This is a genomic window from Mycoplasma sp. 744, from assembly GCF_034863305.1.
GTDB lineage: Bacteria > Bacillota_I > Bacilli_A > Mycoplasmatales > Metamycoplasmataceae > Mycoplasmopsis.
Genome location: NZ_JAYFFF010000005.1, coordinates 1 through 26,245 on the forward strand (window position 1 = coordinate 1; position 26,245 = coordinate 26,245).

General features: G+C 22.9%; 26 protein-coding genes and 1 tRNA gene. 15 read left to right on the top strand and 12 right to left on the bottom strand.

Translation table 4 applies throughout. From position 1 onward, the window contains the following. The first annotated feature begins 313 nt into the window (after positions 1 to 313). Genes VBM87_RS02330 through VBM87_RS02340 form a run of 3 tightly spaced genes read left to right on the top strand, consistent with a single transcriptional unit; the run spans position 314 to position 2,995 of the window. A complete protein-coding gene (locus VBM87_RS02330) occupies positions 314 to 1,126 on the top strand; it encodes an energy-coupling factor transporter ATPase (protein WP_323177212.1) in 813 nt (270 codons plus the stop codon). Further along, entirely contained in the window at positions 1,102 to 2,067 is a 966-nt protein-coding gene (locus VBM87_RS02335; protein WP_323177213.1) for an energy-coupling factor transporter ATPase, read from the top strand. Before VBM87_RS02330 ends, VBM87_RS02335 begins: the two co-directional genes overlap by 25 nt. Continuing rightward, on the top strand, positions 2,060 to 2,995 hold the full coding sequence (locus VBM87_RS02340; protein WP_323177214.1) for an energy-coupling factor transporter transmembrane component T: 936 nt from the start codon (positions 2,060 to 2,062) through the stop codon (positions 2,993 to 2,995). Before VBM87_RS02335 ends, VBM87_RS02340 begins: the two co-directional genes overlap by 8 nt. A 195-nt stretch (positions 2,996 to 3,190) precedes the next feature. Here VBM87_RS02340 and VBM87_RS02345 read toward each other — a convergent pair whose 3' ends face one another. Together VBM87_RS02345 and gltX are read right to left on the bottom strand one after the other, a co-directional pair. Then, positions 3,191 to 3,589, bottom strand: coding sequence for a hypothetical protein (locus VBM87_RS02345; RefSeq protein ID WP_323177215.1), 399 nt, complete (start codon positions 3,587 to 3,589; stop codon positions 3,191 to 3,193). After that, a complete protein-coding gene (gene gltX, locus VBM87_RS02350) occupies positions 3,580 to 4,974 on the bottom strand; it encodes a glutamate--tRNA ligase (RefSeq protein ID WP_323177216.1) in 1,395 nt (464 codons plus the stop codon). The genes VBM87_RS02345 and gltX overlap by 10 nt, the downstream gene beginning before the upstream one ends. 94 nt (positions 4,975 to 5,068) lie before the next feature. Here gltX and gyrA point away from each other — a divergent pair, with 94 nt between their 5' ends. Together gyrA and VBM87_RS02360 are read left to right on the top strand one after the other, a co-directional pair. Further along, a complete protein-coding gene (gene gyrA / locus VBM87_RS02355) occupies positions 5,069 to 7,693 on the top strand; it encodes a DNA gyrase subunit A (RefSeq protein WP_323177217.1) in 2,625 nt (874 codons plus the stop codon). Further along, the gene (locus tag VBM87_RS02360) at positions 7,680 to 9,089 is read left to right on the top strand and encodes an MAG5620 family putative phospho-sugar mutase (protein WP_323177218.1); all 1,410 of its coding nucleotides are present in this window, start codon (positions 7,680 to 7,682) and stop codon (positions 9,087 to 9,089) included. The genes gyrA and VBM87_RS02360 overlap by 14 nt, the downstream gene beginning before the upstream one ends. On the opposite strand, the gene VBM87_RS02365 is transcribed toward VBM87_RS02360, so the two are convergent. The 5 genes from VBM87_RS02365 to rpsD form a co-directional block, all read right to left on the bottom strand. Then, positions 9,086 to 9,325, bottom strand: a complete 240-nt coding sequence (locus tag VBM87_RS02365; RefSeq protein WP_323177219.1) for a hypothetical protein — start codon at positions 9,323 to 9,325, stop codon at positions 9,086 to 9,088. The two genes, VBM87_RS02360 and VBM87_RS02365, sit on opposite strands and share 4 nt — an antisense overlap. A 58-nt stretch (positions 9,326 to 9,383) precedes the next feature. Next, positions 9,384 to 10,226, bottom strand: coding sequence for a nucleotide exchange factor GrpE (locus VBM87_RS02370; RefSeq protein WP_323177220.1), 843 nt, complete (start codon positions 10,224 to 10,226; stop codon positions 9,384 to 9,386). Between the two features lie 3 nt (positions 10,227 to 10,229). Continuing rightward, positions 10,230 to 11,234, bottom strand: coding sequence for a heat-inducible transcriptional repressor HrcA (locus VBM87_RS02375; protein ID WP_323177221.1), 1,005 nt, complete (start codon positions 11,232 to 11,234; stop codon positions 10,230 to 10,232). 76 nt (positions 11,235 to 11,310) lie between these two features. After that, positions 11,311 to 11,538, bottom strand: a complete 228-nt coding sequence (rpmE, locus tag VBM87_RS02380; RefSeq protein WP_257075820.1) for a 50S ribosomal protein L31 — start codon at positions 11,536 to 11,538, stop codon at positions 11,311 to 11,313. Positions 11,539 to 11,561: 23 nt separating this feature from the next. Next, positions 11,562 to 12,167 carry a 30S ribosomal protein S4 gene (rpsD, locus tag VBM87_RS02385; RefSeq protein WP_257075819.1) on the bottom strand — a complete coding sequence of 202 codons (606 nt, stop codon included), beginning with the start codon at positions 12,165 to 12,167 and terminating at the stop codon, positions 11,562 to 11,564. A gap of 236 nt (positions 12,168 to 12,403) precedes the next feature. Here rpsD and VBM87_RS02390 point away from each other — a divergent pair, with 236 nt between their 5' ends. The 5 genes from VBM87_RS02390 to VBM87_RS02410 all read left to right on the top strand — a co-directional run bounded on the left by VBM87_RS02390 (position 12,404) and on the right by VBM87_RS02410 (position 16,154). Then, complete coding sequence (locus VBM87_RS02390) at positions 12,404 to 13,306, top strand: SPFH domain-containing protein (RefSeq protein ID WP_257075818.1); 903 nt, start codon at positions 12,404 to 12,406, stop codon at positions 13,304 to 13,306. Positions 13,307 to 13,447: 141 nt separating this feature from the next. After that, positions 13,448 to 13,750, top strand: coding sequence for a 50S ribosomal protein L21 (rplU, locus tag VBM87_RS02395; protein ID WP_323177222.1), 303 nt, complete (start codon positions 13,448 to 13,450; stop codon positions 13,748 to 13,750). Positions 13,751 to 13,757: 7 nt separating this feature from the next. After that, entirely contained in the window at positions 13,758 to 14,018 is a 261-nt protein-coding gene (gene rpmA / locus VBM87_RS02400; RefSeq protein WP_257075815.1) for a 50S ribosomal protein L27, read from the top strand. A gap of 73 nt (positions 14,019 to 14,091) precedes the next feature. Beyond that, positions 14,092 to 14,826, top strand: coding sequence for a DNA-processing protein DprA (locus tag VBM87_RS02405; protein ID WP_323177223.1), 735 nt, complete (start codon positions 14,092 to 14,094; stop codon positions 14,824 to 14,826). Between the two features lie 74 nt (positions 14,827 to 14,900). Then, positions 14,901 to 16,154, top strand: a complete 1,254-nt coding sequence (locus VBM87_RS02410) for a YitT family protein (protein WP_323177224.1) — start codon at positions 14,901 to 14,903, stop codon at positions 16,152 to 16,154. Positions 16,155 to 16,188: 34 nt separating this feature from the next. Here the strand turns inward: VBM87_RS02410 and VBM87_RS02415 are convergent, their stop codons facing one another. The 5 genes from VBM87_RS02415 to metK form a co-directional block, all read right to left on the bottom strand. Continuing rightward, entirely contained in the window at positions 16,189 to 19,185 is a 2,997-nt protein-coding gene (locus tag VBM87_RS02415; RefSeq protein WP_323177225.1) for an AAA family ATPase, read from the bottom strand. Positions 19,186 to 19,371: 186 nt separating this feature from the next. Beyond that, positions 19,372 to 19,445, bottom strand: a tRNA-Trp gene (locus tag VBM87_RS02420). A 43-nt stretch (positions 19,446 to 19,488) separates the two neighbouring features. After that, entirely contained in the window at positions 19,489 to 19,791 is a 303-nt protein-coding gene (locus VBM87_RS02425; protein ID WP_323177226.1) for an MMB_0454 family protein, read from the bottom strand. Then, positions 19,792 to 20,361, bottom strand: coding sequence for an elongation factor P (efp, locus tag VBM87_RS02430; protein WP_323177227.1), 570 nt, complete (start codon positions 20,359 to 20,361; stop codon positions 19,792 to 19,794). Positions 20,362 to 20,514: 153 nt separating this feature from the next. Further along, on the bottom strand, positions 20,515 to 21,705 hold the full coding sequence (gene metK, locus VBM87_RS02435) for a methionine adenosyltransferase (protein WP_323177228.1): 1,191 nt from the start codon (positions 21,703 to 21,705) through the stop codon (positions 20,515 to 20,517). A 231-nt stretch (positions 21,706 to 21,936) separates the two neighbouring features. Here metK and ftsY point away from each other — a divergent pair, with 231 nt between their 5' ends. The 5 genes from ftsY (at position 21,937) to thiI (ending at position 26,230) form a co-directional block, all read left to right on the top strand. After that, the gene (gene ftsY / locus VBM87_RS02440; RefSeq protein ID WP_323177229.1) at positions 21,937 to 22,986 is read left to right on the top strand and encodes a signal recognition particle-docking protein FtsY; all 1,050 of its coding nucleotides are present in this window, start codon (positions 21,937 to 21,939) and stop codon (positions 22,984 to 22,986) included. Then, positions 22,979 to 23,218, top strand: coding sequence for a hypothetical protein (locus tag VBM87_RS02445; RefSeq protein WP_323177230.1), 240 nt, complete (start codon positions 22,979 to 22,981; stop codon positions 23,216 to 23,218). Before ftsY ends, VBM87_RS02445 begins: the two co-directional genes overlap by 8 nt. A 69-nt stretch (positions 23,219 to 23,287) precedes the next feature. Further along, positions 23,288 to 23,440 (top strand): 50S ribosomal protein L33, encoded by a 153-nt coding sequence (rpmG, locus tag VBM87_RS02450; protein ID WP_257075806.1) that lies wholly within the window; start codon positions 23,288 to 23,290, stop codon positions 23,438 to 23,440. A 113-nt stretch (positions 23,441 to 23,553) separates the two neighbouring features. After that, positions 23,554 to 25,107, top strand: a complete 1,554-nt coding sequence (locus VBM87_RS02455; RefSeq protein ID WP_323177231.1) for a hypothetical protein — start codon at positions 23,554 to 23,556, stop codon at positions 25,105 to 25,107. Next, positions 25,100 to 26,230 carry a tRNA uracil 4-sulfurtransferase ThiI gene (thiI, locus tag VBM87_RS02460; protein ID WP_323177232.1) on the top strand — a complete coding sequence of 377 codons (1,131 nt, stop codon included), beginning with the start codon at positions 25,100 to 25,102 and terminating at the stop codon, positions 26,228 to 26,230. The genes VBM87_RS02455 and thiI overlap by 8 nt, the downstream gene beginning before the upstream one ends. Positions 26,231 to 26,245 lie beyond the last annotated feature (15 nt).

The following is a 26,245-nucleotide window of genomic DNA, read 5'->3' on the forward strand; positions in this document are numbered from 1 at the left end:
GTATGTGACATTTTATTAAATCTTTTAAAAAACACTATTCAGTTTTCAAAGAATAAAAAAATACTCTCTTCTAAATAAGAGAGTATTTTTTTATTCTTTTTTTCAATAATGACAAATGTAATTTAATATTTTCTTTTGTTTTTGTAATTATTCAATAATTCATTTTAACTCCATTTATTTGTTTTAATTATAAAAACTTAAGAATTATTTTTTTCCGTCTTTTTTCTCATAATTAGTTTATTTATTAATATTAATTAAAATTATTTAATTTTAAATTTTATAAATATGTTATTTATGTTTTATAATAATTTTTATGATAAAAATAACTGATTTAGTTTTTAAATATTCGGAAGCAAATATAAATGCTTTAAATGGATTAAATCTTGAAATTAAAAAAGGCGAATATGTAGCAATATTAGGACATAACGGATCTGGTAAAAGTACTTTTAGTAAATTATTAGTTGCTTTATATAAACCTCAATCTGGTAGTATAGAAATTGATAATATAGTTATTAATGCGAGTACAATAAAAAAAATTAGAAAAAAAATTGGTATAATATTTCAAAATCCAGATAATCAATTTATTGGTGCTACAGTTGAAGATGATATTGCTTTTGGATTGGAAAATGCACAAATTGATCCAAAAGATATGAAACCAATAATTGAATACTTAGCCGATAGAGTTGAAATGAAAAATTATTTAAGTAGAGAACCACAATTTTTATCTGGCGGTCAAAAACAAAGAGTGGCTATAGCATCCGTTTTAGCTTTAGATCCTGAAATAATTATTTTTGATGAAGTAACTTCTATGCTTGATCCAAAAGGTAAGAGAAAAGTTCTTAATATTATTCGTGAAATTCAACATAAACGAGATAAAACTTTAATTTCTATAACTCATGATATGGATGAAGCAATATTAGCTGATAAATGTATAGTTTTTGCAAAAGGACAAGTTATTGCCTCTGGGAGTCCTAAAGATATTTTGAATAATAAAAAAATTATCAATATTGCAAAAATTGATTCACCATTTATTTATAAGCTTAGTCAAAAAATACATAATATTAAAGCTACATATAACGAAGAGGAACTAATTGAACAAATATGCAAATTAAAATCAGAAATTTAGAACATATTTTTCTAGCCAAAACACCAATAGCTTTTAAGGCAATAAATAATATATCGCTTGATATTAATCAAGGTGAATATATAGGCATTATTGGTCAAACTGGATCAGGTAAAACAACTTTTGTTGAACATTTAAATGGTTTATTAATACCTACTAATGGTAGTATAGAATGAAATTATTTAAATTCTAGAATTGTTAAAGTTGATCATCAATTTAAAAATAAAAAAGGTCAAATTAAAATTAAAAAAATTAAAATAAATGAAAAATTTAATGATTTAACTATTTTAAAAAATAATTGAAGAAAAAAATTTCCAAAAGCAAAAGATATTAGACAACGAATTGGAGTTATATTTCAATTTGCGGAATATCAATTATTTGAAGAAACTATTGAAAAAGATATAATGTTTGGCCCTAGATCTTTTGGTGTATCGAAAGAAGAAGCTAAATTAAGAGCAAAAAAATATTTAAATTTAGTTGGTTTAGATGATACATATTTAAAAAAATCTCCTTTTGATTTATCAGGAGGTCAAAAAAGAAGAGTTGCTTTAGCTGGTATTTTAGCAATGGAACCAGATATTTTAGTTGCTGATGAACCAACAGCAGGATTAGATCCTGTTGGTGTAAAAGAAATTTTAAGCATATTTAAAAAATTACATCAATTAGGCAAAACTATAATAATTGTTACGCATGATCTAGATAATATATTAGAAGAAACACAAAGAACTATAATTTTTAAAAATGGTAAAATTATTAAAGATGGTGAAACATATTCAGTTCTTAAAGATACAAAATTTTTATACGAAAATGATTTAGAACCACCTAAAATTTTGGATTTTACAAATAAATTAGAAGCAAAAGGAATTTCTATTCCCAAAATTAAATCAATAGAAGAATTAGCTACCTATTTAAATAAAATTTTAAAAAGGAACAAAAATGGGTAATTTTACAATAGGCAGATATTTAGCAGTAAACAGTTTTATTCACAAATTAGATTCAAGACTTAAACTTATAATTAACTTAATGTTAATAATAACTGTTTTTTTTACTGATTATTTAATTAGTTTATTAATTATTTTATTACCTATAGTTTTAGCTTATATTATTTCCACAAAAAGCATTATAGGTATTTTTAGATTAATGAAAATGCCCTTAGTTGTTGGTTTAATACTTTATTTTGTTAATATTTACACAATGAAAATTCAAACTACTACTATAATTGGGGATTCTTCAACATTAACTCTTGATAATATTTATGTAGAAAATCCTGGATTTATTTGATTAAGGCTTTATAAAAGCACAAACGCTGAATATGGTTTAACTTGGCCGCAAGTTTCAAGAACTATTGCTTTAATATTAAGAATCTATATAATGATTTTAACAACAACTATTTTGGTTATGACCACTAAACCTGTTTTATTAACTAAAGCAATAGAAGATTTATTATTGCCTTTTAAATTATTTTTTGTTCCTACACATATAATAGCCACAATAATATCAATATCTTTAAGATTTATACCCACATTACTTGAAGAAGCACAAAGAATATCTAAAGCACAAGCAAGTAGAGGTATTGATTTAAAAAATGGAAAATTTTTTGAAAAAGCAAAATCTCTTACTACATTAATTATTCCTTTATTTGTAACTTCATTCGCAAAGGCGGAAGATTTATCAAATGCAATGGAAACAAGAGGTTATGATCCATATTCTAAACGTACAAGATATCGTAAACTTGTATGAAATTGAAAAGATTATTTAATTTTTATTTTTATAATACTGTTAATAAGTTTTATTATAATTACACAATTATCTAAATATAATTTACAATTTTTTGATTTGCCTTTTTGATACACAAATACGAAAATTTATTAAATTTTTAATTATATAAAATGATATAATTAATTCTATTGAAATTAAAAAAAGGAAAATATGAGAAAAATAACAAGAAGAAAAAATAAAGAAAGAGCATTAAAAAGAAAACACAAATTAAAATTAGAACAAGCTAGAGCTTTAAGAAAACAACAAACAATTGAAAATAAATAAAAAGTAGAATATAATTTCTACTTTTTATTTATTTTCAATTGTTATTTTAAAAGTTCCGATTAGTACATCTGTTGAGTTATACAATTTATAACTAAAAGTTTTCAAATTTTCTGAAATTATAATTTCTGTACCATAACTAATTAAAGGAAAATATGTATTATTTATATTTATTTTATTAATATATTCTTCATTAAGAACGATTATTAAAGTATAATCACCAGTTATAATATTTATTTTATTTTTATTTATTTTTATATAACTTTTTATTTGATTTTGTGGTTCAATAAAAGAATAAATATAATTTGTTTCATTATTTTCTATACTTACATTATATTCTGCTTCAACATCAAAATTAATTTTTATAGGTTCTAATTTTGTTGTTTCATTAGAATGATCAGTTATAGAAGAAAAATTTATTTTCATTTATTTAACCTTTCTTTAATTAAATTTTCACCGAATAAATAAATAGCTTTTGCTAATTCTGGGCCATGCTCAGTGTATGTTGTTGCTAATCTTATAGGTAAAAATAATGCCTTACCTTTTTTATTAGTTTCAAAAGAAATTTGATTTATTATATTGTTTAGATTTTCGATTGTAAATTCACTATTATATAATTTTGTTTTAAATAAAGTTATAATATTTAATTCTTCTTGAGAAAATTTAAAATTAAATTCTTTTAATGGTTTTTGGTATTGTTCTAAACATTTTTTTAATTGTTCAATATTATAGACACTTTCTTTATAAGTATTAAGAAACAATTTGTTTCAATTATTTTCTTCAAGATTTATTATTTCTAATAATTTACTATTTGACATATTTTTTAAATATTGTTTGCTAAATCATTGCATTTTTTTTATATCAAATTTAGATGGACTTTTACTTAGTCTGTTTGGGTCGAATGCTTTAATTATTTCTTGATGAGACATAATTTCTCTAGATTGTATATCTGTTCATCCAAGTAAAGTTAAAAAATTAAATATAGCTTCAGGTATATAACCTTCATTTTTATAATCTTCAATAAATTGTTTTAAAGTTAAATCTCTTTTAGATAATTTTTTGCCTTCCATATTAGTAATAACAGTTAAATGACCAAAAATTGGCGGTGTTCAATTTAAGGCATCATAAATAGCTAATTGTTTAGGTGTGTTAGTTATATGTTCTTCTCCTCTTAATATATGAGTGATTTGCATATCGAAATCATCAATAACAACAGCAAAATTATAAGTAGGATACTTATCACTTTTTAATATAACTCAGTCACCAATACTCGCACTTTCAAACTTAATTAATCCTCTTACTAAATCATTTCATTGATATTCCTTATTTTTAGGCATTGAAAATCTTATAGAATATTCTCCCTTTTTATCTCTATTCATTTTTTCAGTTTCAGATATTTTTAATCAATTTTTATCATATTTGAATGAAGTTATACCTTTTGCTTGAGATTCCAGTTTTTGTTTTTCTAATTCTTCAGTGGTATCATATGCTTTATATGCATAACCTTTATCTAATAGATATTGTGCAATTTCTTGATATCTTTTTATTTTCTCACTTTGTCTGTATTTACCGTATTTTGGATTAGGATTAAAGGGACTTTCATCAGGTATAATACCTAATCATTCTAAATTTTTCAGTTGACTTTCTTCACCTTTTTCAACATTTCTTTTTATATCAGTATCTTCCAAGCGAAAAATAAAGTCACCTTCGAAATGTTTGGCAAATAAATAACAAAATAAAGCAGTTCTTGCTCCGCCAATATGTAAATATCCAGTTGGACTAGGTGCGTAACGTGTTCTAACTTTTTTCATATAATTCCTTATATTAATATTTATATTAATATAAGTATATATTTAAGATTAAAAATATGGTAAAATTTTATTAAATTTTTTAAATGAGGTATATATGTTTTTTTATCCTTTTGATGACAACAAAGAAAAAGAATTAGAAAAGAAAAATTTTGAAGAAGATATTTTAATTGATGATGAATTGTTTGTAGCTTTCAAACAAGAAGAAAAAGAAAATAATATTGAAGAAGAGGAAGAAGATATTCCTCAAAATAAAGAAGAATATAAAGTAGAATCTCAAATAATTACAGAACCAATCGATGGAATTAATCCAATATATGTTCATAAGGAAATGAAAAATTCATTTTTAGAATATGCTATGAGCGTTATTGTTTCAAGAGCCTTACCAGATGCAAGAGATGGATTAAAACCAGTTCATAGAAGAATTTTATTTGACATGAATGAATTAGGAATATATCATAATTCTCCCCATAGAAAAAGTGCAAGAATTGTAGGTGATGTTTTAGGTAAATATCATCCACATGGCGATTCTTCAGTTTATGATGCTATGGTTAGAATGGCACAAGATTTTTCTATGAGATATCCACTAGTTGATGGTCATGGTAATTTTGGTTCAATTGATGGAGATGAAGCCGCAGCGATGCGTTACACTGAAGCAAGAATGTCTAAATTAGCTTATGAAATGTTAGATGGTATTAAAAAGAATACAGTTGATTTTGTTGATAATTATGATGCTTCTGAATTAGAACCAAGTGTTTTACCGGCAAGATTTCCTAATCTTTTAGTTTCAGGTAGTTCTGGAATAGCAGTTGGGATGGCAACATCTATTCCTCCTCACAATTTAGGAGAAACAATCGATGCTGTAATAGCTTTAGCAAAAAATAAAGATATTACTGTCGATGAATTAATGTCATTTTTACCTGGTCCAGATTTTCCAACTGGTGCTACTATTTTAGGTAACGCAGGTATTAAAAATGTATATGCGACAGGAAGAGGATCTATTCCAATAAGATCAACTGCAAAAATAGAAGAATATCAAAATGGCAAAAGTAAAATAATTGTTACAGAAATACCTTATGAAATTAAAAAAACTTTAATAATTGAAAAAATAGCTGAGTTAGTAAAAACTAAAACAATTGAAGGCATTTCTGATTTAAGAGACGAATCATCCAGAGAAGGAATAAGAATAGTTATTGATGTTAAAAGAAATTTTAATCCTCATATAATTCTTAATAGATTATATAAACAAACTAATTTGCAAGTAAATTACAATGCTAATATTGTAGCTTTAGTTAAAGGAGTTCCTAAATTATTAAATTTAAAAAATGTTTTAGAAATATATTTAAATCATCAAGAGGAAGTTATTACTAGAAGATTATCTTTTGATCTTAATAAGGCAAAAGATAAATTACATATTTTAGAAGGACTTAAAATAGCAGTAGAAAACATTGACGAAGTTATTAAAATAATAAAATCATCTAAAAATGATCAAGAAGCACAATTAAAATTAACAACTAGATTTAATTTATCTGAAAAACAAACTAAAGCTATTGTCGATATGCGTTTAGGTCGTTTAACTAATTTGGCAATTGAAAATATGAATGATGAAATGAATGAATTAAATAAAGAAATTAATCAAATAGAATTTATTCTTAATAATCATGATGCTCTTATTAATTTAATAATAAACGAATTAGAAGAAATAAAAAATAAATACAGTGACAAACGTAGAACTAAAATTGATTTATTTTCGCTTTCAAATATAACAGATGAAGATTTAATTCCTAAAAAAGATATTGTAATTACATCTTCTACAAAAGGTTATGTGAAAAGAATTGATTTAGAAGAATATAGAAATCAAAAACGTGGTGGAATAGGTCAAAATACTATGAAGACATATGAGGACGATGATATATCTACAATTATTACTACATCAACACACACCGATCTTTTATTATTTTCAAATTTTGCTAAAGTTTATAGAATTAGAGCACATCAAATTCCTGAATTAAGTAAGCAATCTAAAGGAATACCTTTTGTTAATTTAATAACGTCTCTAGATGTTAAAAATGATGAAAGAATTATTTCTATATTACCAGTTAATAATTATCAGAATAAACAATTTTTATTTACTACTACTAAAAAGGGAATAATTAAAAAAACTTATTTAAGTGAATATCAAAAAATAAAACAAACTGGTAAATTGGCATTTAAATTAAATGAAAAAGACGAATTAATAAGAGCAATAATATTAAATAATTCATCTCAAATATTATTAGCTAACAATGAAGATAAAATAATAAATTTTGAATCAAAAGATTTTAGACCTGTAAGTAGAAATTCAATTGGTGTAAAAGGAATTTCTTTATCTGATAATCAATTTGTTGTATCATCATCTACCTCTGATGAAGGAGATTATATTCTAACAATTGGTTCTAAAGGTTTTGGTAAATTAACAAAAAAAGAAGAATTTAGATTAATTAAACGTGGCGGTAAAGGTGTAAAAGGTATTAATTCAGAATTAGCGGGAAATATTGTTTTTGCTAGATTTGTCAATATAAGTGACGAATTATTAATAATCACTAATAGAGGATTAACCATAAGAATGAATATTGATTCTATAAATATTTCAGGAAGATCAGCTAAAGGTGTTAAATTAATTAATCTTAAAAATCAAGAAATTATTCAAGCCGTTGAAGTAATTAAAAATGATCAATATTAAGAAAAAAATAAACATTAGATATGTTAATAATTCTTTTTTAATTAATAGTTTAGATGAATATTCATTGTTTAATACATTAGACAAATTAAGTAAATTGTTAATTAATTATTTTCATGATAATAAAGAAATAATGATTAGTATAAATTTATTTAATAAAAAAAATATACAAAATTATGTAAACAATTTTGTAATTTTTTTGTCAAAATATTTTCAAATATATCAATTAAAAAATGTTTTTTTAATAGCTAATGAATTAATTTATTTCACCAAAGAAAAAAATAAATATAACAATTTAATACATATTTATTATGATTCTGATAATTCGTTGTTAATAGTGGAATTTGATTGTCAATCTAATTTTAAATTAGAAAATATATATAATGATTTAATTAGTGATACGAAAATTAATAATAATTTTAATAATAATTTGCCTTCTAATATTATTAATCTAGATTTTCAAACAATAGTGAATGATTTTCTTTCATCAGAAATAATAAATAATAATTTTAAAAATTTAAAAGAAAGATATAAAGCAGAAATTAAATTAATTGTTAAAAATTCTAAATATAAAGAAATTATTAATAACTTAACTAATAACTATAATGCTAAAATTAATTCTTTTATTCATAATAGACATTTTGTAAATGATGCTATTTTTATATTTGAAAAAAATTTAAATTTATCTTTATCTATTAGAACAAATAAAAAATTTTTAAAATTAGATAAAAATACAATAATACTTTTATATTTAAATTTTTTATTAGAAGAATTAAAAAGAAATAAATTTAATTTAAATAATTATTCTGTTTGTATTTCTAATGATGCAGATATGAGAATTATTAAATTATTAAATCATTATCATGTTAATTATTATTATGATAAACATTCAAATATTAATTTTTCTAACTTATTATTTAGTTATGATAATAAGAAAGTTAACTCTTTTCCAGCAACAGTAAAATATGATAATATTTTTTATTTTTATTTATGTTTAATATGAATGTTAAATATTTATAAAAATAGAAATAATTTATTACTTTTTAAGTATAAACAAGTTATAAATTTATATGGAATTTATAAAACAATTGTTAAAAAAATAAATTTAAAAAATATAGATATAAATATTTTTAAATCAAAATTAATAAATAAATTAGAAAATTATAAAAAATCCATTGATTTTAAATCTTATATATTAATAAATAAATTAGAAAATTATAAATTTTATTTAGCCAATATTCAAACTAATGAAAATGATAATATATTATTATTTTACGATTATATAACTAATAAAATTAATATTAAATTTAATTTGTGTAAAGAAAAAAAATATCAAATTTTTAATTGAAAATTAAATTATTTAAAATATAAAAAAATAATAAAAAAAATAATAAATTAATAATAGTAATACAAAGTTTTGACTTCAGTTTTGTTTGCTTTATTATCTCATTTAAATGAATTATCTTTAGTTTTATATTCTCCCGTGGATGAAGAAAACATTTTAATAACACTGGCTATAGTATTTATACCGTTAAAAATAATAGGTGCTAATGCAGTTGCAGTTGCTATTATTGATCCACCGTTTATATTTATTTCTTCATCTTTATTTAATTTTTTAAATTTTAATTTGTCCATTTGCCTCCTTATAAAAAGAATTGTCATAAATATATGAAGAATAATAAAAAAAGACAAATTATAAATTTTTTTGTCTTTTTTTATTATTTTGTTTATTTTTATGAATTATTTTTTTAGAAGTTATAACTAAGGCTGGTTTTATAACTCTATCAAATAATTTGTAACCATTTTGTTTGATTTTAATAACAGTATTATTTTGCAATGAATTATCTACAATTTGTTCTATTATTTTTGATGTTTCAGGGTCATATTCACTATTTATTAAAGGTTGAATGATAGAAAGACCTTTATTTTTTAACACTTCATCAATAAGGTTAACAACCATTGTAAAACCTTTTGCATAATTTTGAACACTCAAATCATTATTATTTAATGCTGATTCAATAGCTATTTTCAAAGTAAGGTAAGGATCTAAAAATTCTTCTAAAAATTGTTGTAAAGCATATTGTTTTATATTTTTTATTTCTTCCTCTGGCATAGTAAAGCGTTCAATTATTCTAGATTCTTTAGCTTTTTTAACATCTTCAATAGCAAGTTTTAATTGATATTCTAGATGTTTAACTTTTTGTAATAAGTCCTCAACATTTTTATTTTTTATTTCTAAATTTTGTTTTAAATTTTTATTTTCAATTTCGCAATTTAGATCATTGGCTTTTTTAAAATCAATTATTTCAAAAACATATTTTAATTCTTGTGTTTCATTTTTTACATTATCAATTATTATTTCTTTATTTAAAATCTGATGATTTAATAACAATTGATGTAGTGAATTTTTTTGATCTAAAATAATATCTTGATCTTTTTGAATTAATTCATCTATTAAATTATTATTTTTATCAAACACATTTAAATTAAATTTAATTCAATCTTTTTCTTCTATTTTTCAAAAATTACTTGTCATATTTTATTTAGTTCTCTCCTCAATTAATTCCTCTAAAGCTTGTAAAGCAACTAAAGCTTTTTGATAATTCATTCTTTTAGTTCCGACTGCAGAAATTTCTTTAATTTTAGAATTGTATGGTAATTTTTTACTAATAATGGCTGTATTATTATTATCAATTAAAATTTTAATATTTGAATCATCATTATCTTTATTTTCAGCTTCAATTGTTTGCCATATTGATTTTTTTTCCATAATATCTAATATTTTAACTAGATTAGTTCTATTAATGTCTTCTGATAAAATTAATTTATTTTTTCCGTATACATAATTTTTTTGTTCTATTTCAAAATTAAATATATTTTCAACAAAATTTTGTAATACTTCTTCATAATTTTTAATTGATTGTGAAAAAATATCTCTTAAATTTCAGACAGAAGTTTTTAAATCTACTATTCTAGTATCAATTAATCGTTCTTTAAAAATACGAACTGCAATTCTTATATCATTCATTTTTACATTTTTATTAATTAAATGTAATATTTTTGAATATACTTTTCCATTAGAATCGACAAGAATAATAGTAGCATCAATTTCACTTAATGGGACTAATGAAATTGATTTAAGTAAATCAGTTTCATTAGTTTGTGAAGTTACAAGTGCGAAATCTATAATTTCATTTATAAAATTAGAACTTTCATCAAGTGTGTTATCAATATTATTTCATCTATTAGCAAATAAATCTTTCATTTTATTTTTAAGCACTGTTTGATTATTAACACTTAAATTATTAATATAATACGAATAAGCTTGATTTGAAGGAATTCTTCCGCTAGATTTATGTTTTTTAATTAACATTTGATTTTGTTCTAATTCATTTAAAATATAACGAACTTTAGCGCTAGACATAGTTAATTTATATTTTTCTACTAATAATTTTGATGAAATTGCTTCGCCTGTTTCAATGTAACTTTCTATTGCATATTTTAAAAGTAAATCTTTTTCTGAATCATCTTTTTTTCTTGACATAATCTAAATTATACTTAATTTTAGCAATTAAAAAGATATAAGTGCTAAATAAAAAGATCTTATTAGATCTTTTTATTTATTTTTTGTTTTGTTGTTTTTGTTGGCTTTTTGCAAATCTTTGATTAAATTTATCAATCATTCCAGTAGCTTTAGTTTTAGTTCTATCACCAGTGTAAACAACGTGGCAACCTGAACAAACATCAACATTAAATTGTTTTTTTGTTGATTTGAAAGAAAAATTTTTTCCACATGTTTGACATGAAACTTCTACATTAAAATAAGTTGGATGAATATCTTTTTTCATTTTTTCCTTTAATTAATTAAAAACTATTTTGAATAGAATTCGATAATGTAATTTTCTTTAATTTCTGTGTGAAGTTCATTTCTTTCAGGCATTCTATCATATTTAATGGTGAATTTATCTTTATTTACTGTTAATCATTGAGATGCAACTCTAGTTTCTAATGCTTTTTGAATTTCAGCATTTTTATGTGATTTTTCTTTTAAAGTAATCACACTATTTAAATTAATTTTCATTGAAGGAATATTAGCTTTATGTCCGTCTACTTCAAAATGACCATGATTAACTAATTGTCTTGCTTGTCTTCTAGTTGAAGCAAAACCAGCACGATAAACTAAATTATCTAAACGACTTTCAAGTAATTGTAATAAATTAGTTCCAGCAACACCTTTAATTTTTATGGCATTTTTGTAATATTTTTGCATTTGTTTTTCACTTATTCCATAAAGAAATTTAACTTTTTGTTTTTCGTATAAGTGAAGACCATAATCAGACAATTTTACACGTTTATTACCATGTTGGCCTGGTGCATAATTTCTTTTTCTTCCTTTTGAAAATTCTTTGCCAGTTTCCAAAATAGAAAATCCATAACGACGCGATTTTTTAAAAACAGGTCCAGTATATCTACTCATTTTACTCTCTTTCTGCATAATATGCAAAGAGGAAATTCTCTAATTAGTTAATAAAATTTTAATGATTTCAGAATCGCAGCTATCTTACTATCAAATCAGGAGAAATTTTATTTTAAATAACTATGAATTTCTGCTGTCAGTGAATAATATGCTTTAAAATTATATATTAATTTTTAAAAAATAAATTTTAATTTATTCAATATAATATAATTTATTTAAAATAAAAAGGAGATAAAATGAATATTGCAGCTATTTTAATACCCATTTTAATTTTATTATTATTAATAACATTTTTAGCTTTATCAATAGTAATTGTAAGAGAAACAAACTTTTTAGTTATAGAAAGATTAGGAAAATATAATAGAACTCTTAAAAATGGTATTCATTTCAAATGACCATTTATTGAAAAAGTAGTTTTAAAAGAAAATTTTAAAGAAAAAGTATTTGATTTTCCAGCACAATTGGTAATAACTAAAGATAATGTAACTATGTTAATTGACACAGTTGTTTTTCTTAAAATTATGGATGCTAAATTATTTGCTTATGGTGCGGAAAAACCGATTTTAGCTATTGAAAATTTAACAGCTACAACTTTAAGAAATTTAATTGGTGAATTAGAATTGGATGAATCATTAACTTCAAGAGAAACTGTAAACGGTAAATTAACAAGTATTTTAGAGAAAGAAAGTGATGCATGAGGAATTCATGTTAAAAGAGTTGAAATACAAAATATTAAACCACCAACAGAAGTTCAAGAAGCAATGATTCGTCAAATGCGCGCTGAAAGAGAAAAAAGAGCTGCTATCTTGGAAGCAGAAGGTCTTAAACATAGTGAAATACTTAAAGCTGAAGCTATAAAAGAAAAAATGATTTTAGAAGCTCAAGGTGAAAAAGAAAATCAAATTCTACTTGCTCAAGCTCAAAAAGAAAAAGAAATACTTTTTGCTCAAGGACAAAAACAAGCATTGGAATTATTAAATAGTGTTGAAATTAATCCAGCAATATTGCAATTAAAATCAATAGAACAACTTTCAACTTTAGCAAATGGTAATGCAACTAAAATTATTTTGCCTCCCAATTTAGGAGAAATTACTAAAATAATAGCAACAGGAAGTGAATTGATTGAATCGAAAAAATAAATATATTATTAATAATATTTAATGTTTTTATTATAATGTATTTGTTACTTCTGTAACCATTCTAAAGAGGTTCAAGTATATTAATCATTTTAAATAATATCACCTCAAGGATGAGAAATCAATCAGGAGGGTTAAGCTAATATGTCAGCTATAATCGAAACTGGAGGCAAACAAATCTTAATCAAAAATGAAGGTCAAACTATCTTTGTTGAAAAAATAGAAGGCAATGAAGGAGACGTTGTTACTTTTGATAAAGTTTTGTTAATTAACGAAAAAATTGGACAACCTTATGTTGCTAATGCGTTTGTTAAGGGTATCATCAAAAAACAAGGAAAAGCAAAAAAAATAATTGTTTACCGTCATAATCCTAAATCTACACATAAAAGAAAATTAGGTCATCGTCAACCTTATACTCGTTTAGAAATTACTGAAATTAAAGGATAATTAAAATATGGCACACACGAAAGCCGGTGGTTCAACAAGAAATGGTCGTGATAGTCGCGGCCAAAGATTAGGTATTAAATTAGGCGATGGTCAATACTGTACAGCAGGATCAATAATTTTTCGTCAAAGAGGAACAAAAATTTTTCCTGGTACAAATGTAGGTATTGGTAAAGATGATACATTATATTCATTAATCAATGGATATGTTAAATTTGAAAAACGCAGAAATCGTACATACGCTTCAGTATATAATGAAAGAAAAAATTAAAAGAGCAGTGGGCTCTTTTTTTATTTTTTGTTTATTTTTTGATTGATTAAATTTAAAACTTAAATGTTTAAATATGAAAGAAATTATTTTATATTTAACATATAAGTATAAAGGCAATATAAAAGATATTTATAATGCTTTGATAAATAAAGAATCAATTGATCAAAATAAATTAAGTGAAATTCTATTAGAATTAGAAAATAAAAACATAAATTATATTACTGTTTTTGATGAAAATTATCCGCAAGAATTAAAATCTATTAAACACTCACCTTATGTATTATTTTATCGTGGTAATTTAGAACTTTTAAATTCTAAAAAAATATGCCTTACAGCTGATATTGATAGTAATAATTGTAAATTAAATATAAATAGAAATATTAAAAAAATTGTTAATAAACATACTTTGATTACTACCAATTTTAAAAATTTGGATACTTTTATAATTCAAGAATGACGTAAACAAAAAGGTAATGTCATTTTTCCGCTTGCTTCTGGAATTGATTATGATAGTGATTTAATTTTAAATGATAATGAATTGATTATAAGTATGTATCCTCCAGGAACTAATCCTAAATTAATTCGTTTTAAAGAAAGAAATGTATTAATAGCTTTATTAGCAGATTATTTAATTTCTTTTAGTGCTAAAAATAATTCAGGAATTATTAATCTAGCATTATGTTTTGCAAATATTGGCAAAGAAGTCTATTGCTTTCCTGGGGAAAATGTGAATGATGGGAATACTTTTTTAATTAAATCTGGAGCTAATTTAATAACTGCTTTAGCAGATATTTATTATTATTCTTAATATTAAATTAATATTAAAAATAATATTGAGATATTTTTTTATTAAAATTCATTTTTATAATAAAATTACTAATTATGAAAAATGTTTTTAACAAGAAAAACAAGAATAATATTATTGATAATGCTGTTCAAAACGAACATAAATGAAATACTTATAGAATTTGTGACATTGATATAAATATGACTGAAATGGCACAATACAATTACAAAAAATTAAATAGCAAAAATAAAGAGGTAAGAAAACAAAATATTAAACTTTATATAAGGCGAATATTTTTTATTTTTTTAGCTGCTTTATTGTTTAACTTTGGTGTCATTACTTTTTTATCAAAAGCGCATACCATTCCTAGCGGTTTTACTGGAATACCAACATTGATTGTTTTTCTTGTTAAAAATCATTGAAAAGACATAGACAAACTTTTTGCTTTAATTTATATTATTGTTAATATACCTTTGTTTATAATAGTTGGACTAGAATTTAAAAAAACGAAGATTTTTCCATATTTTAAAATTAACTTAAAAATCAAAAAAAGTTTTTTACTGCTTTCTTTGTGTTTTATGATTTTTCAAGTTGTAAGTAATTCAATTCTTACAATTGAAGTAGTTAATAAATTTATAGTTAATCTATTTAATGTTGCTCCCGGATGAACTGAAACAATAGTAGTAAACGGCATGGAATTAGAAAATCCTAATACTTGACCAATTTTTATAAATGGTATTATTGGTTCTGCTCTTTTAGGAATAGCAATAGCTACTGCTTGAAAAAATGGGGGATCAACAGGAGGCTCAGATTTTATTGCCTATTATTTTACCACTAAAAAGAAAAAGAGTGTTTCAAGTATTTTAATGATAGTTTCTTTTACTAGTTCATTAATTTTCTTAGTAATTTTCAGCATTATAAATCCACATAAACCAGGTGTACAAATGATATATGATGCAAATGGAACAGTATCATATCAAATGTTAACTACTCAAAGAGCATGAATAGGAATGAGAGAAGTTTCAACAATATTTTATATTTTTATTGCTAATGGAATTGTTGGAATTTTATATCCTAAATATAAAAAAATGAGTATAGAAATTTCTTGTTCTGATCCTTCTAAAGTTATTGCTTATTTTATAGGTATTGACTATTGACACGCTTATAGTATAAGTAAAGTTACAAGTGGTTATACAGGAAAAGAAATTTATAAAATTGAAACAACAGTTTTATTATTAGAAACTAAAAGTATAGTAAGAGATTTAAAAAGAATTGACAATTCGGTTTGAATTAAAATTAAACCCGTACACAGCGTAATAGGAAATTTTAAAACTAGTTTTGTTGAATAATAAAAAGACACAATTGTGTCTTTTTATTATTATCTTATGATTGTTGAGATAAAGAATATTTTCCTTTTTCCAACTCACTTTCATCTTTCTTTTCATCAGCTACTAATTTTTTAGCCTCATCAATTGCTATACTAAAAAATGTAGTAACTCCTCTATTTTGCATTGTTGCAGCAAATAACGCATCAACTCTACTCATAGTTCCGTGTCTATGAGTAATAACAAGAAATTGAGTTTTTTCTTTTAATTTTTGTAAGTATTCTGCGTATCTAACTACATTTGCTTCATCAAGAGCAGCTTCAACTTCATCTAATATACATAATGGTAATGGTCTAGCCTTTAGAATTGCAAATAATAAGGAAATAGCAATCAATGATTTTTCTCCACCAGAAAATAATTTTAAGTTTTTAATATTTTTTCCTGGTGGTTGAGCTTCTATATCAACGCCTGAATCCAAAATATTTTTAGGATCATTGAAAAATAATCTTGCAGCTCCTCCACCAAACATCGTATTGAAAACATTATTAAATTCTTCATTAACATCATTTATAATATTATTTAATCTAGAAACAATAATTTTATCCATTTCTGCTATTGCAATTTCAAGAGATTCTTTAGCAGTGTTTAATTCTTTTTGATTTTCGCTAAATTGATTGTATCTTTCTTCTTCTTGAACTAATTCTTCTAGAGCATCTAAATTGATAGAACCCAATTTATCAATTTCTTCTCTTAAATTCTTTACAAATTCTTCTGCTTCTTCTCTATTTATTTCAAGCGAATACTGATTTTGAGCATTTTCGAAAGTCATTTTATATTCTGAAGCTAAGCGATCTCTAGATTGTTCTAAAATAAATTTAGAACGTTCCTTTTGTGTCATTTTATCAGCAAAAGAATTATTCAATTTATTCAAGCTGGCTTGTAAATCATCTTTATTATTTGTAAAATGTTTTATTTCGCTTGACAATCTATCAACAGTTTCCGATTTTACTTTAAATTGTGCAGTCAAGGATAAAATTTGACTTTCTAAAATCTCTAAATCAGCTTCTTGACTTCTAGCTGATAATTCAATATTTTCAAAAGCAATTGTTTTATTTGTTAAATTTTTATATTTTAAGTTAAATTCATCAAATAAACTTTGTTCAGTTACTTTTTTAACTTTTAAACTATGTAATTGTTGTTTAAATTGTGAAGATAATTCTAAAGCAGAATGTCTTTTATTACTAATTTCACTTAGTTTTGTTTCTAAAGAGTGCATTTCAGCTTTTAATGCAGGTAATGCTAATTCTAATTGTTCAATTTTTTTATCTATACCTAACATTGTTTCATTATTTTGTTGCATTCCACCAGTAATTACACCGCCAGCTCTTATAATATCACCATCCAATGTAACTACCATATAACGATGTTCGAGTATTTTAGATATTGAATTAGCAGTTTCAATATCACTAGTTACAATTACATTACCTAATAAAAATTTGTTTAAAATATCGTATTGTGGGTCAACGGTTACTAAATCTTTTGCTATACCTATATAACCACTTTGACCTTGAATAACTAAAACTAAATCGTCTCTTACATATTTAGGTTGAATTGAAGTTAAAGGTATAAAAGTTGCTCTTCCACCATTGTTATCTTTTAAAAAATTTACAGCTTTTACAGCAGTTTCTGATTTATCAACAACAATATTTTGTATAGCATTACCTAAAATGGCATTTATTGCATGAACATATTCTAAATCAACTTTAATTAATTCTGAAACAGTACCTTTTAATGCTTTACCAAAAAAGGATTTATTTTCCAAAATTACTTTAGTTCCTTTAGAAAACAAGCTGTAATTTTCTTTTTGTTTTTTTAAACTTTCTAAAAGTGTTTCTACTTTAGTTAATTGATTACTTTTTTTAGTAATATCAATGTTCACAGAATTAATATCTAGATAAAAAGCTTCAATAGTTTTATCATTAGAATTTAATTTTTCTTCTATAGTAGCAATATCTCTTTCAATAGATTTTAATCTATTGCCGTGACTTTCAATTAAGGCGCGATATGATGCTATTTGTTCATCAGTATTAGCCCTAGTTTGACCATTAGCAATTAATTTATGAGCTTCTTCTTGTTTAGCAAGAATGATTTTTATTTGATTATATCTAACATTAACTTCATTCAATTCATTCGAAAGTTTTTTCAATTCTGTTTCTTCATCAATTTTAATCGTTTGATTTTGATTTATTTTAATAGTTAATTTTTCAATTCTGTTTTCAAAATCATTTTTAGTTTCTAAAACACCTTCTAATTCATCATTTAATTGTTCATATAATTGACCAAAATTAGAAATATTTTCTACTAATAAACCAACTTCAACTTTTTTTAAAGCTTCTTTTTTTTCTATAAAAATCTTAGCCTTTTCTGCTTGTTTTCTTAAAGGAATAAGCTTTTTTTCGATTTCGTTTATTAATAAAGCAATTTGATCTAATCCTATTTGTGTTTTTTCCAATTTACTTAAAGCTTCTTTTTTTCTAAATTTATATTTAGATACTCCTGCGGCTTCTTCAAAAATAGCTTTTCTTTCTTCAGGAGAAGCTTCTGCTATGTCGCTCACTGTTCCTTGAGAAATAATTGCTAAAGAAGATTTACCAATACCAGTTTCCATAGCTATGTCTTTAATATCTCTTTGACGACATATTTCTCCATTAAGATAATAAATATTATTACCATTACCTCTTTCCAATACTCTACTGATAGTAATAATTTTATGTGGTAAACTACTTAAACCTTCACTATTATCAAAAGTTAAAGTAACTTCAGCTTTATCCATTGCTTTAGCAGTTTTAGAACCGGCAAAAATAACATCTTCCATGTTATCTCCTCTAAGTTCTTTAGCGCTTCTTTCACCTAAAACTCATTTTATTGCATCATTAATATTTGATTTACCAGAACCATTAGGGCCAATAATACCAGCCACTCCACCATTAAATTTTAATGATATTGGGTCTGCAAATGATTTAAAACCATGAGCTTCAACTTTAATTAATTTCATTTTGCCCCTTTGTGTATATTAAATAAAAAACATAATTATTATATTAAAATATATTAAAAATAAAATAAGAGCTTTAAATATTGAATATATAAATTTAAAGTTTTTTTAAATATAAAATTAGTTCAATTTTATGTTTATAAAAACCTGAATAAATCAGGTTTTTATAAACATAAAATATTTAAGATATGGCAGGGGTTAAAGGATTCGAACCCTTATAAACGGTTTTGGAGACCGCAGTAATGCCATTATACTAAACCCCCATAATAAACTACTATTAATATTATTTAGTAGTTATGTAATAAATTAATAATTTCCAAGAAAGCAGATTTTAATACTTTCTGGTTTGATACCTAAAAGTGAAATTATTTTCTTTTCTAATTCTTCAATGAAAGAATTGATAATATCATTTATATTTTTACCTTTTTTTGTTTTTATATCAATAACAAAGCCGACATTGTCTTTATTTTTATTAAATATAATTCTAGGTTCGGAAATTAATTTAATGTAATTAATATTTTCAATACTTTTATTTACAATTTCAATAAAAGTTTTTTCGCCTATTGAATATGATTGATTAATGGAATAGTTAACAGTAACGTAATTCATTTATTTATTTCCCTTGCCAACATATTTACCTGTTTCTGTTGAAATGACAATATAATCATTATCTTTAATAAACATTGGAGTTTCTAATTCATAATCTGTTTCAACCTTAACTTTTTTCTGAGGATTGGTTGTTGTGTTGCCCTTAACTGCATCAGGAGCTTCAATAACTTGTAAAGTAACATTAGAATCAAGTTCAATATCAAGAACTTCTTCATTATATTTTCTAATTTTAACTATTGATCCTTCCTTTAGAAAATTCATTTCTCATTCTACATTTTTTAATGGTATTTCTATTTGTTCGTACGTTTCATTATCCATTAAAATTATATTTTCACCATCAGAATATAAGTAATTCATTGGTCTTTTATCTATATGAGCCTTGTTTACTTTGTCTCCACCTGTATATGATTTAATTGTGATGCTACCTGTTCTTAAATTTTTTACCTTAGCTTTAACATTAGCTTGGCCTCTTCCTTGTTTTGAATGTTGTGCATCTAGAACAACAAAAATTTCATTATTATCTTCAAAAGTTATTCCTGGTTTAAACGTGTTTACATTAATTACATCCATATTAATTCTCCTTTTTATAATTTTAATAATTTAATGTTTCCATTTCATTGTTGTATTAGTTTAATATTAATAATTTTACTTTTTTTGTTTTAATTATTTGTTATTTTTAAATCTTTTTTGTTATTTTACTTTTAAATAAAAATTTATTAGTAGTTAATTATTTTTTTCAAAAAAATTTTTAATTTTTTCAATCATATTTAGTTTTTCTCATGGTAAAGTATCATCATTTCTGCCAAAATGCCCAAATACGGCAGTTTGAGAAAAAATTGGTTTATTTAAATTTAATGATTTTATAATACCTGCAGGAGTTAAATCAAATAATTCTCTAATACATTTTTGTATTTTATTAGTGTAGTTTTTATCTTTATAATTAAAAGTTTCCACAAAAATTGAAGTTGGTTCAGGCTTTCCAATAGCATAAGAAATTTGTATTTCTACCTTAGGTAATATATTGGCAGCGACAAGATTTTTAGCTATTCATCTAGCAACATATGCTGCAGAACGATCAACTTTGGTGGCATCTTTACCACTAAAAGCTCCGCCACCATGACGTGCTACACCGCCGTATGTATCTACTATTATTTTTCTGCCGGTTAATCCTGTGTCGCCTTCTGGACCACCAATAACAAATTTACCAGTTGGATTAATTAAAATTTTATCTGGCATAGATAATTTATATTTAGCAAGTACTTTTTTAATTATATTTTCTATTAAATAATTTTTAAATTCTAATTCATTGAAATTTTCATCGTGTTGAATTGATAAGAGAATTGTGTCAACTGTAGGAATATTATTTGAATAATCAATTGTAACTTGACTTTTCATGTCACTTTTAGCCCATTTAGAAATAGCAGATAAATTATTTTGCTCTGCTCTTTCTTTTTCTATAGTTTTTAATAAATTATGAGCTAATATTATGCTTAAAGGCATAAATTCTTCTGTTTCGTTTGTAGCATAACCAAACATTATTCCTTGATCGCCCGCACCAATTATTCCATTTTTTAATTCAACACCTTGATTTATGTCACTGCTTTGTTTTATAATATTAACTTGATAAGTAACTTTTTTAAATCATTCGTATAAGCCTAAATAATACATTAAATGTTCAATTTTTAATTTAATCGAATTATTTACTTGCTGTTCAATTTTTTTATTAGCAAAATTAACTTTAATTTCTCCTGTAGTGACAAATAAATTAGCGCTAGCCAAAGTTTCAATTGCAACATGCGCATTTGGATCAACGCTTAAATATGCATCAAGATAAATATCTGAAATTTGATCACATAGTTTATCAGGATGCCCCATTCCTACTGATTCGCTAGTGAATAAAATTTTTTCATTCATAAAACTCCTTTATATAGGAGGCAAGTTAGTTTTACATGTTAGGATTTTCCCCTTGTTGTCCACCTTACAAATGCAGGTTGGCATGTTTCATAGCTAACTAAGCTCCACAACTCTATATGTAATAATCAAGTACATTATAATATATAAGACTTTTTTTCTTTAAATAAATTATTAAATATAATTATTTATAATTAATTATTCATATGATAATAATTATATTAAGAGGTAAAAATGGGTTTTTTTAATTTTTTAAAGGAAAAAATTTTTAAAAAAGATACAAAAAATATAAAACTTAAAGAACAAGAATTAAATAAAAAACAAGAAAAAGAACTAGAAGAAAGTAAAAGATTAGAAAAATATCAAATAGCATTAAATAAATCTAATTCACTAGGCCAAAAATTACTAAATTTACAAAACAAATATAAACAAATAAATCATGAATATTTTGATGAATTAGAAGAAATTTTAATTATGAGCGATATTAATTTTTCACTAACTTATGCTATTATTGCTCATATAAAAAAAGAAGTGCAAAATAGAAATTTAACTGATCCAAAAATTATTGGAGAATTAATAGCTGATCAAATGTTTGTTATATATACAAATAAAACCGTTGTAGATACAAGTTTAAATTACAAAGATGATCGTTTGAATATTTTCGTTTTTATAGGTGTTAATGGTTCAGGAAAAACTACTTCTATTGCTAAAATGGCTTACAAATATATTAAAAATAATAAAAAAGTTCTTATAGCAGCAGCCGATACTTTTAGAGCAGGTGCTGTGAGTCAATTAGAAATTTGAGCAAATCGAGTAGGAGCTGATATTGTTAAACCTATAAAAGAAAATGCAGATCCCGCTTCAGTAGTTTATCAAGCATTAGAAAAAGCCAAAAATGAAAAATATGATTTATTATTAATAGATACAGCCGGAAGATTACAAAATAAAATTAATTTAATGAAAGAATTAGAAAAAATTTATCAAATTATTAATAAATTTGAATCTCAAGCTCCTCATGAATGCTTATTAGTTTTAGATGCTACAACTGGTCAAAATGGTATTAGTCAAGCTAAACATTTTAATGATATAGCTAAATTAACAGGAATAATTTTAACAAAAATGGATGGTACTAGTAAGGGAGGAATTGTTTTATCAATTAAAGATGAATTTAATTTAAATGTAAAATATATTGGTTTGGGTGAAAGTTTAGATGATTTAGAAGAATTTGATTTAGATAAATTTATTTATTCTATTACAAAAGAATTAATTGATAATTATGAATAATAAATTAAGTGATATTGATCAAAGAGAAGAATTAATTTTACTTTTTGAAAAATATAATCATTTTTTAACTCAGACACAAAAACAAACTTTTATGTTATATTTTTTAGAAAATTTGTCTTATATGGAAATAGCAAATATTACAGCAACTACTAGAACTGCAGCATATGATAGTGTGCATAAAGCAATAAATAATTTAAGAAAAATACATAATAAGTTAACTAGTTCAAAATAATATATTTGTTATAATTTTTTATTATTGACTTTAACCATAATAACAAATAAAAATAAAGGAGATATTAATATGCCAAGAGAAGGTTTTACATTAGCATGTACTGAATGTAAGAATGAAAATTACATTAGCAAAAAAAATAAAAAGAATAATCCAGAAAAAATAGAAATTTCTAAATTTTGTTCTACATGTAGAAAACAAACTAATCATAAAGAAAAAAAATAAAATTCCAGCAGGGATTTTATTTTTATATTTTTTAGTTACAAAGATTAAAGTTTTTATTTTAAAAGGAATTATTTTAATAAATAAAAGATTAATAAAATTATTATAATTATTCTATGAAATACTATCTTATTTATAGTTTGGGAAGCATATTTTTATTAATTTTATTATTATTATTTATTTATTTATCGTTTTTAATTTTTCAAAAATATAAAAATGAAAAAAATAATAAAATATTAACCTATTTAGAAAACACTTTAAAAAATATAGAAAATGATATTTTAAGCACACTAAGACGTTTTAATTCCATTTCTAAATCTCAAACAAGATATTTGGAAAAACATAAAAAAATAAAAAATTTATATAAAACATTAATTAATTATTTAGAAGAATTCGAGAATTTAAAAGAAATTAACCAAAAAAAAATATCATTTATAAACATTTTTGAAATTCAAAATAATCAACGTACTCTTTTTATTTTTAAAACTAAAATCGATAATTTTGTAGAAGAATATAAATCCTTAACAAAAATAATCAATGATTCTTGAAATTTAATTGAAACAGGTTCTAATGAATCTTTTGAAATACTTAATTACATAAACAAATATTTAGAAATTAATAAAAATATATTAAATATAAGTTATTCATTTGTCAAAGAAAAACTTAATAATCTTTATGAATTAACAAAAACTATTGAAGAGCAAAAACAAACAAATAAAATAACCAATGTAGCAAATAGCATTGAAGAAAATAAAAAAAGAATTATTCTATTTGCTAATAAAATAAATAATTTAGTAAAAATTGAAATATCAATAAAAAAATTTTTACCTTTATTAATCAAAGATAGCAATTTAAATATTGAAGAAATCGAATTATTAAATAACGAATATTTAATGATTAAAAATAGTAATTGAATATTAGAACCTTTAAATATCATTATAAAAAAATTAGGTTATATTTTTAATTTAATTTTTATATTTCAAAATAACAAATATTGAAATTTTAAAATAAATGATTTAATAACTAAATATACAAATATTTTAAAAATAGTTAATAAAAGTCATGAAAAATTTTTATCATTTAAAAATTTATTAGAAGAAGAAAATTTTTATAAATTAAATATTTATTTCAAAACATCAATGAAAAAAATTGAAAAAATTTATATTTTAGGTAAATATTCTCAAAATTCCATTTTAGAATTAAAAAAAGAATTAGAAACTATTTCCATTATTTTAAAAAATACTAATGATTATTTAATAAAAATACAAAGAGAATTTTATAAAAAAAAATATATCCTTTATATTAATAATATATATATCAATATGTTTTACTGAATGTTGAGTAATTATAATTTAATTGAAAATACTAATAAAAACTACAAAAAAATGCAATTTTTACAAAATAATATTAACTTATTAGAAGTTAATAAAACTTTAATTGATAGAAAAAAACACAATGAAATTTTTTATTTAATTTACAAAGAAATTTACACAGCTTGAATTTATAAAAAAATGACTGAAAAATTATTAAATAAATACATTATAAATTTTGTAAACAATGAAAAATTTTTTACAATTAAAGATTTAATTGATAATAATTTAAATTCAAAAAAATATGAAGAAGCTTATAGAATATTAATTTCATTTATGAAAAGGAAAATGTATGTTTAATAAAATTTTAATTAGATACGGTGAATTAACACTTAAAAATAGAAATCGAGATATTTTTATAAAACAATTAGACTTTCATGTTAAAAGAATTTTAGAAACTAATGTTAAAACTGAATATGATCGTATGTTTGTTGAATATAATCAAAAAAATTTAATTAATTTACAATATGTTTTTGGTATTCATTCTTATTCTCCTGTAATTGAATTAGAAAAAGATATTAATTTAATTAAAACAAAAGTTTTAGAATTAAGCAAAAATTACAAAACATTTAAAATTAATTCACGTAGATCAGACAAAAGATTTGTTTATAATTCTAATCAATTAAATAATATTTTAGGTTCATATGTTTTAGACAATAATTTAAATATTAAAGTTGATGTTAATGATCCTGAAATTATAATAAATGTAGAAATAAGACAAAAAAAGGCATATATTTTTATTCAAGAAATAAAAGGTCTAGGAGGATTACCGGTGGGCGTTAGTGGAAAGGTTCTACATTTAATGAGTGGAGGAATTGATTCTCCTGTTGCTGCTTATTTATTGATGAAAAGAGGTTTAAAAGTAGACTTTTTATCATTTATTTCGCCTCCTCAAACCGATGCAAAAACAATAGATAAAATGCAAAGATTAATTAAAATTCTAAAATTATATCAAGGAGAAACCAAGTTTTATTTAGCTGATTATTCAAAATTAATGAATTATATTCATTTTGTATCAAATCAAGCTTATAAAATTAATTTGATGCGTAGAAGTTTCTATCGAATTGCAAGTAAAATAGCATTAAATAATAATATTATTGCATTATCTAATGGTGAAAATTTAGGACAAGTAGCTTCTCAAACTCTGGAATCATTATCAACAATAGCTAGTGCTAGTGAATTGTTAATAATAAGACCTTTATTGGCAAATGATAAAAATGAAACAATTGAAATTGCAAAAAAAATAGGCACTTACGAAATATCAATTGAAAAAGCAAATGAAACTTGTGAATTATTTGCTCCAAAAAAGCCTGTGACTAAACCTAAATTAGAACATTCAAAACAACTTGAGAGTGAATTAAATTTATTAAATGAATTAGAAAATGAGTTGTTAGAAAATAATATACAGATAATAAATATTTAATATTTAAGTTTAATA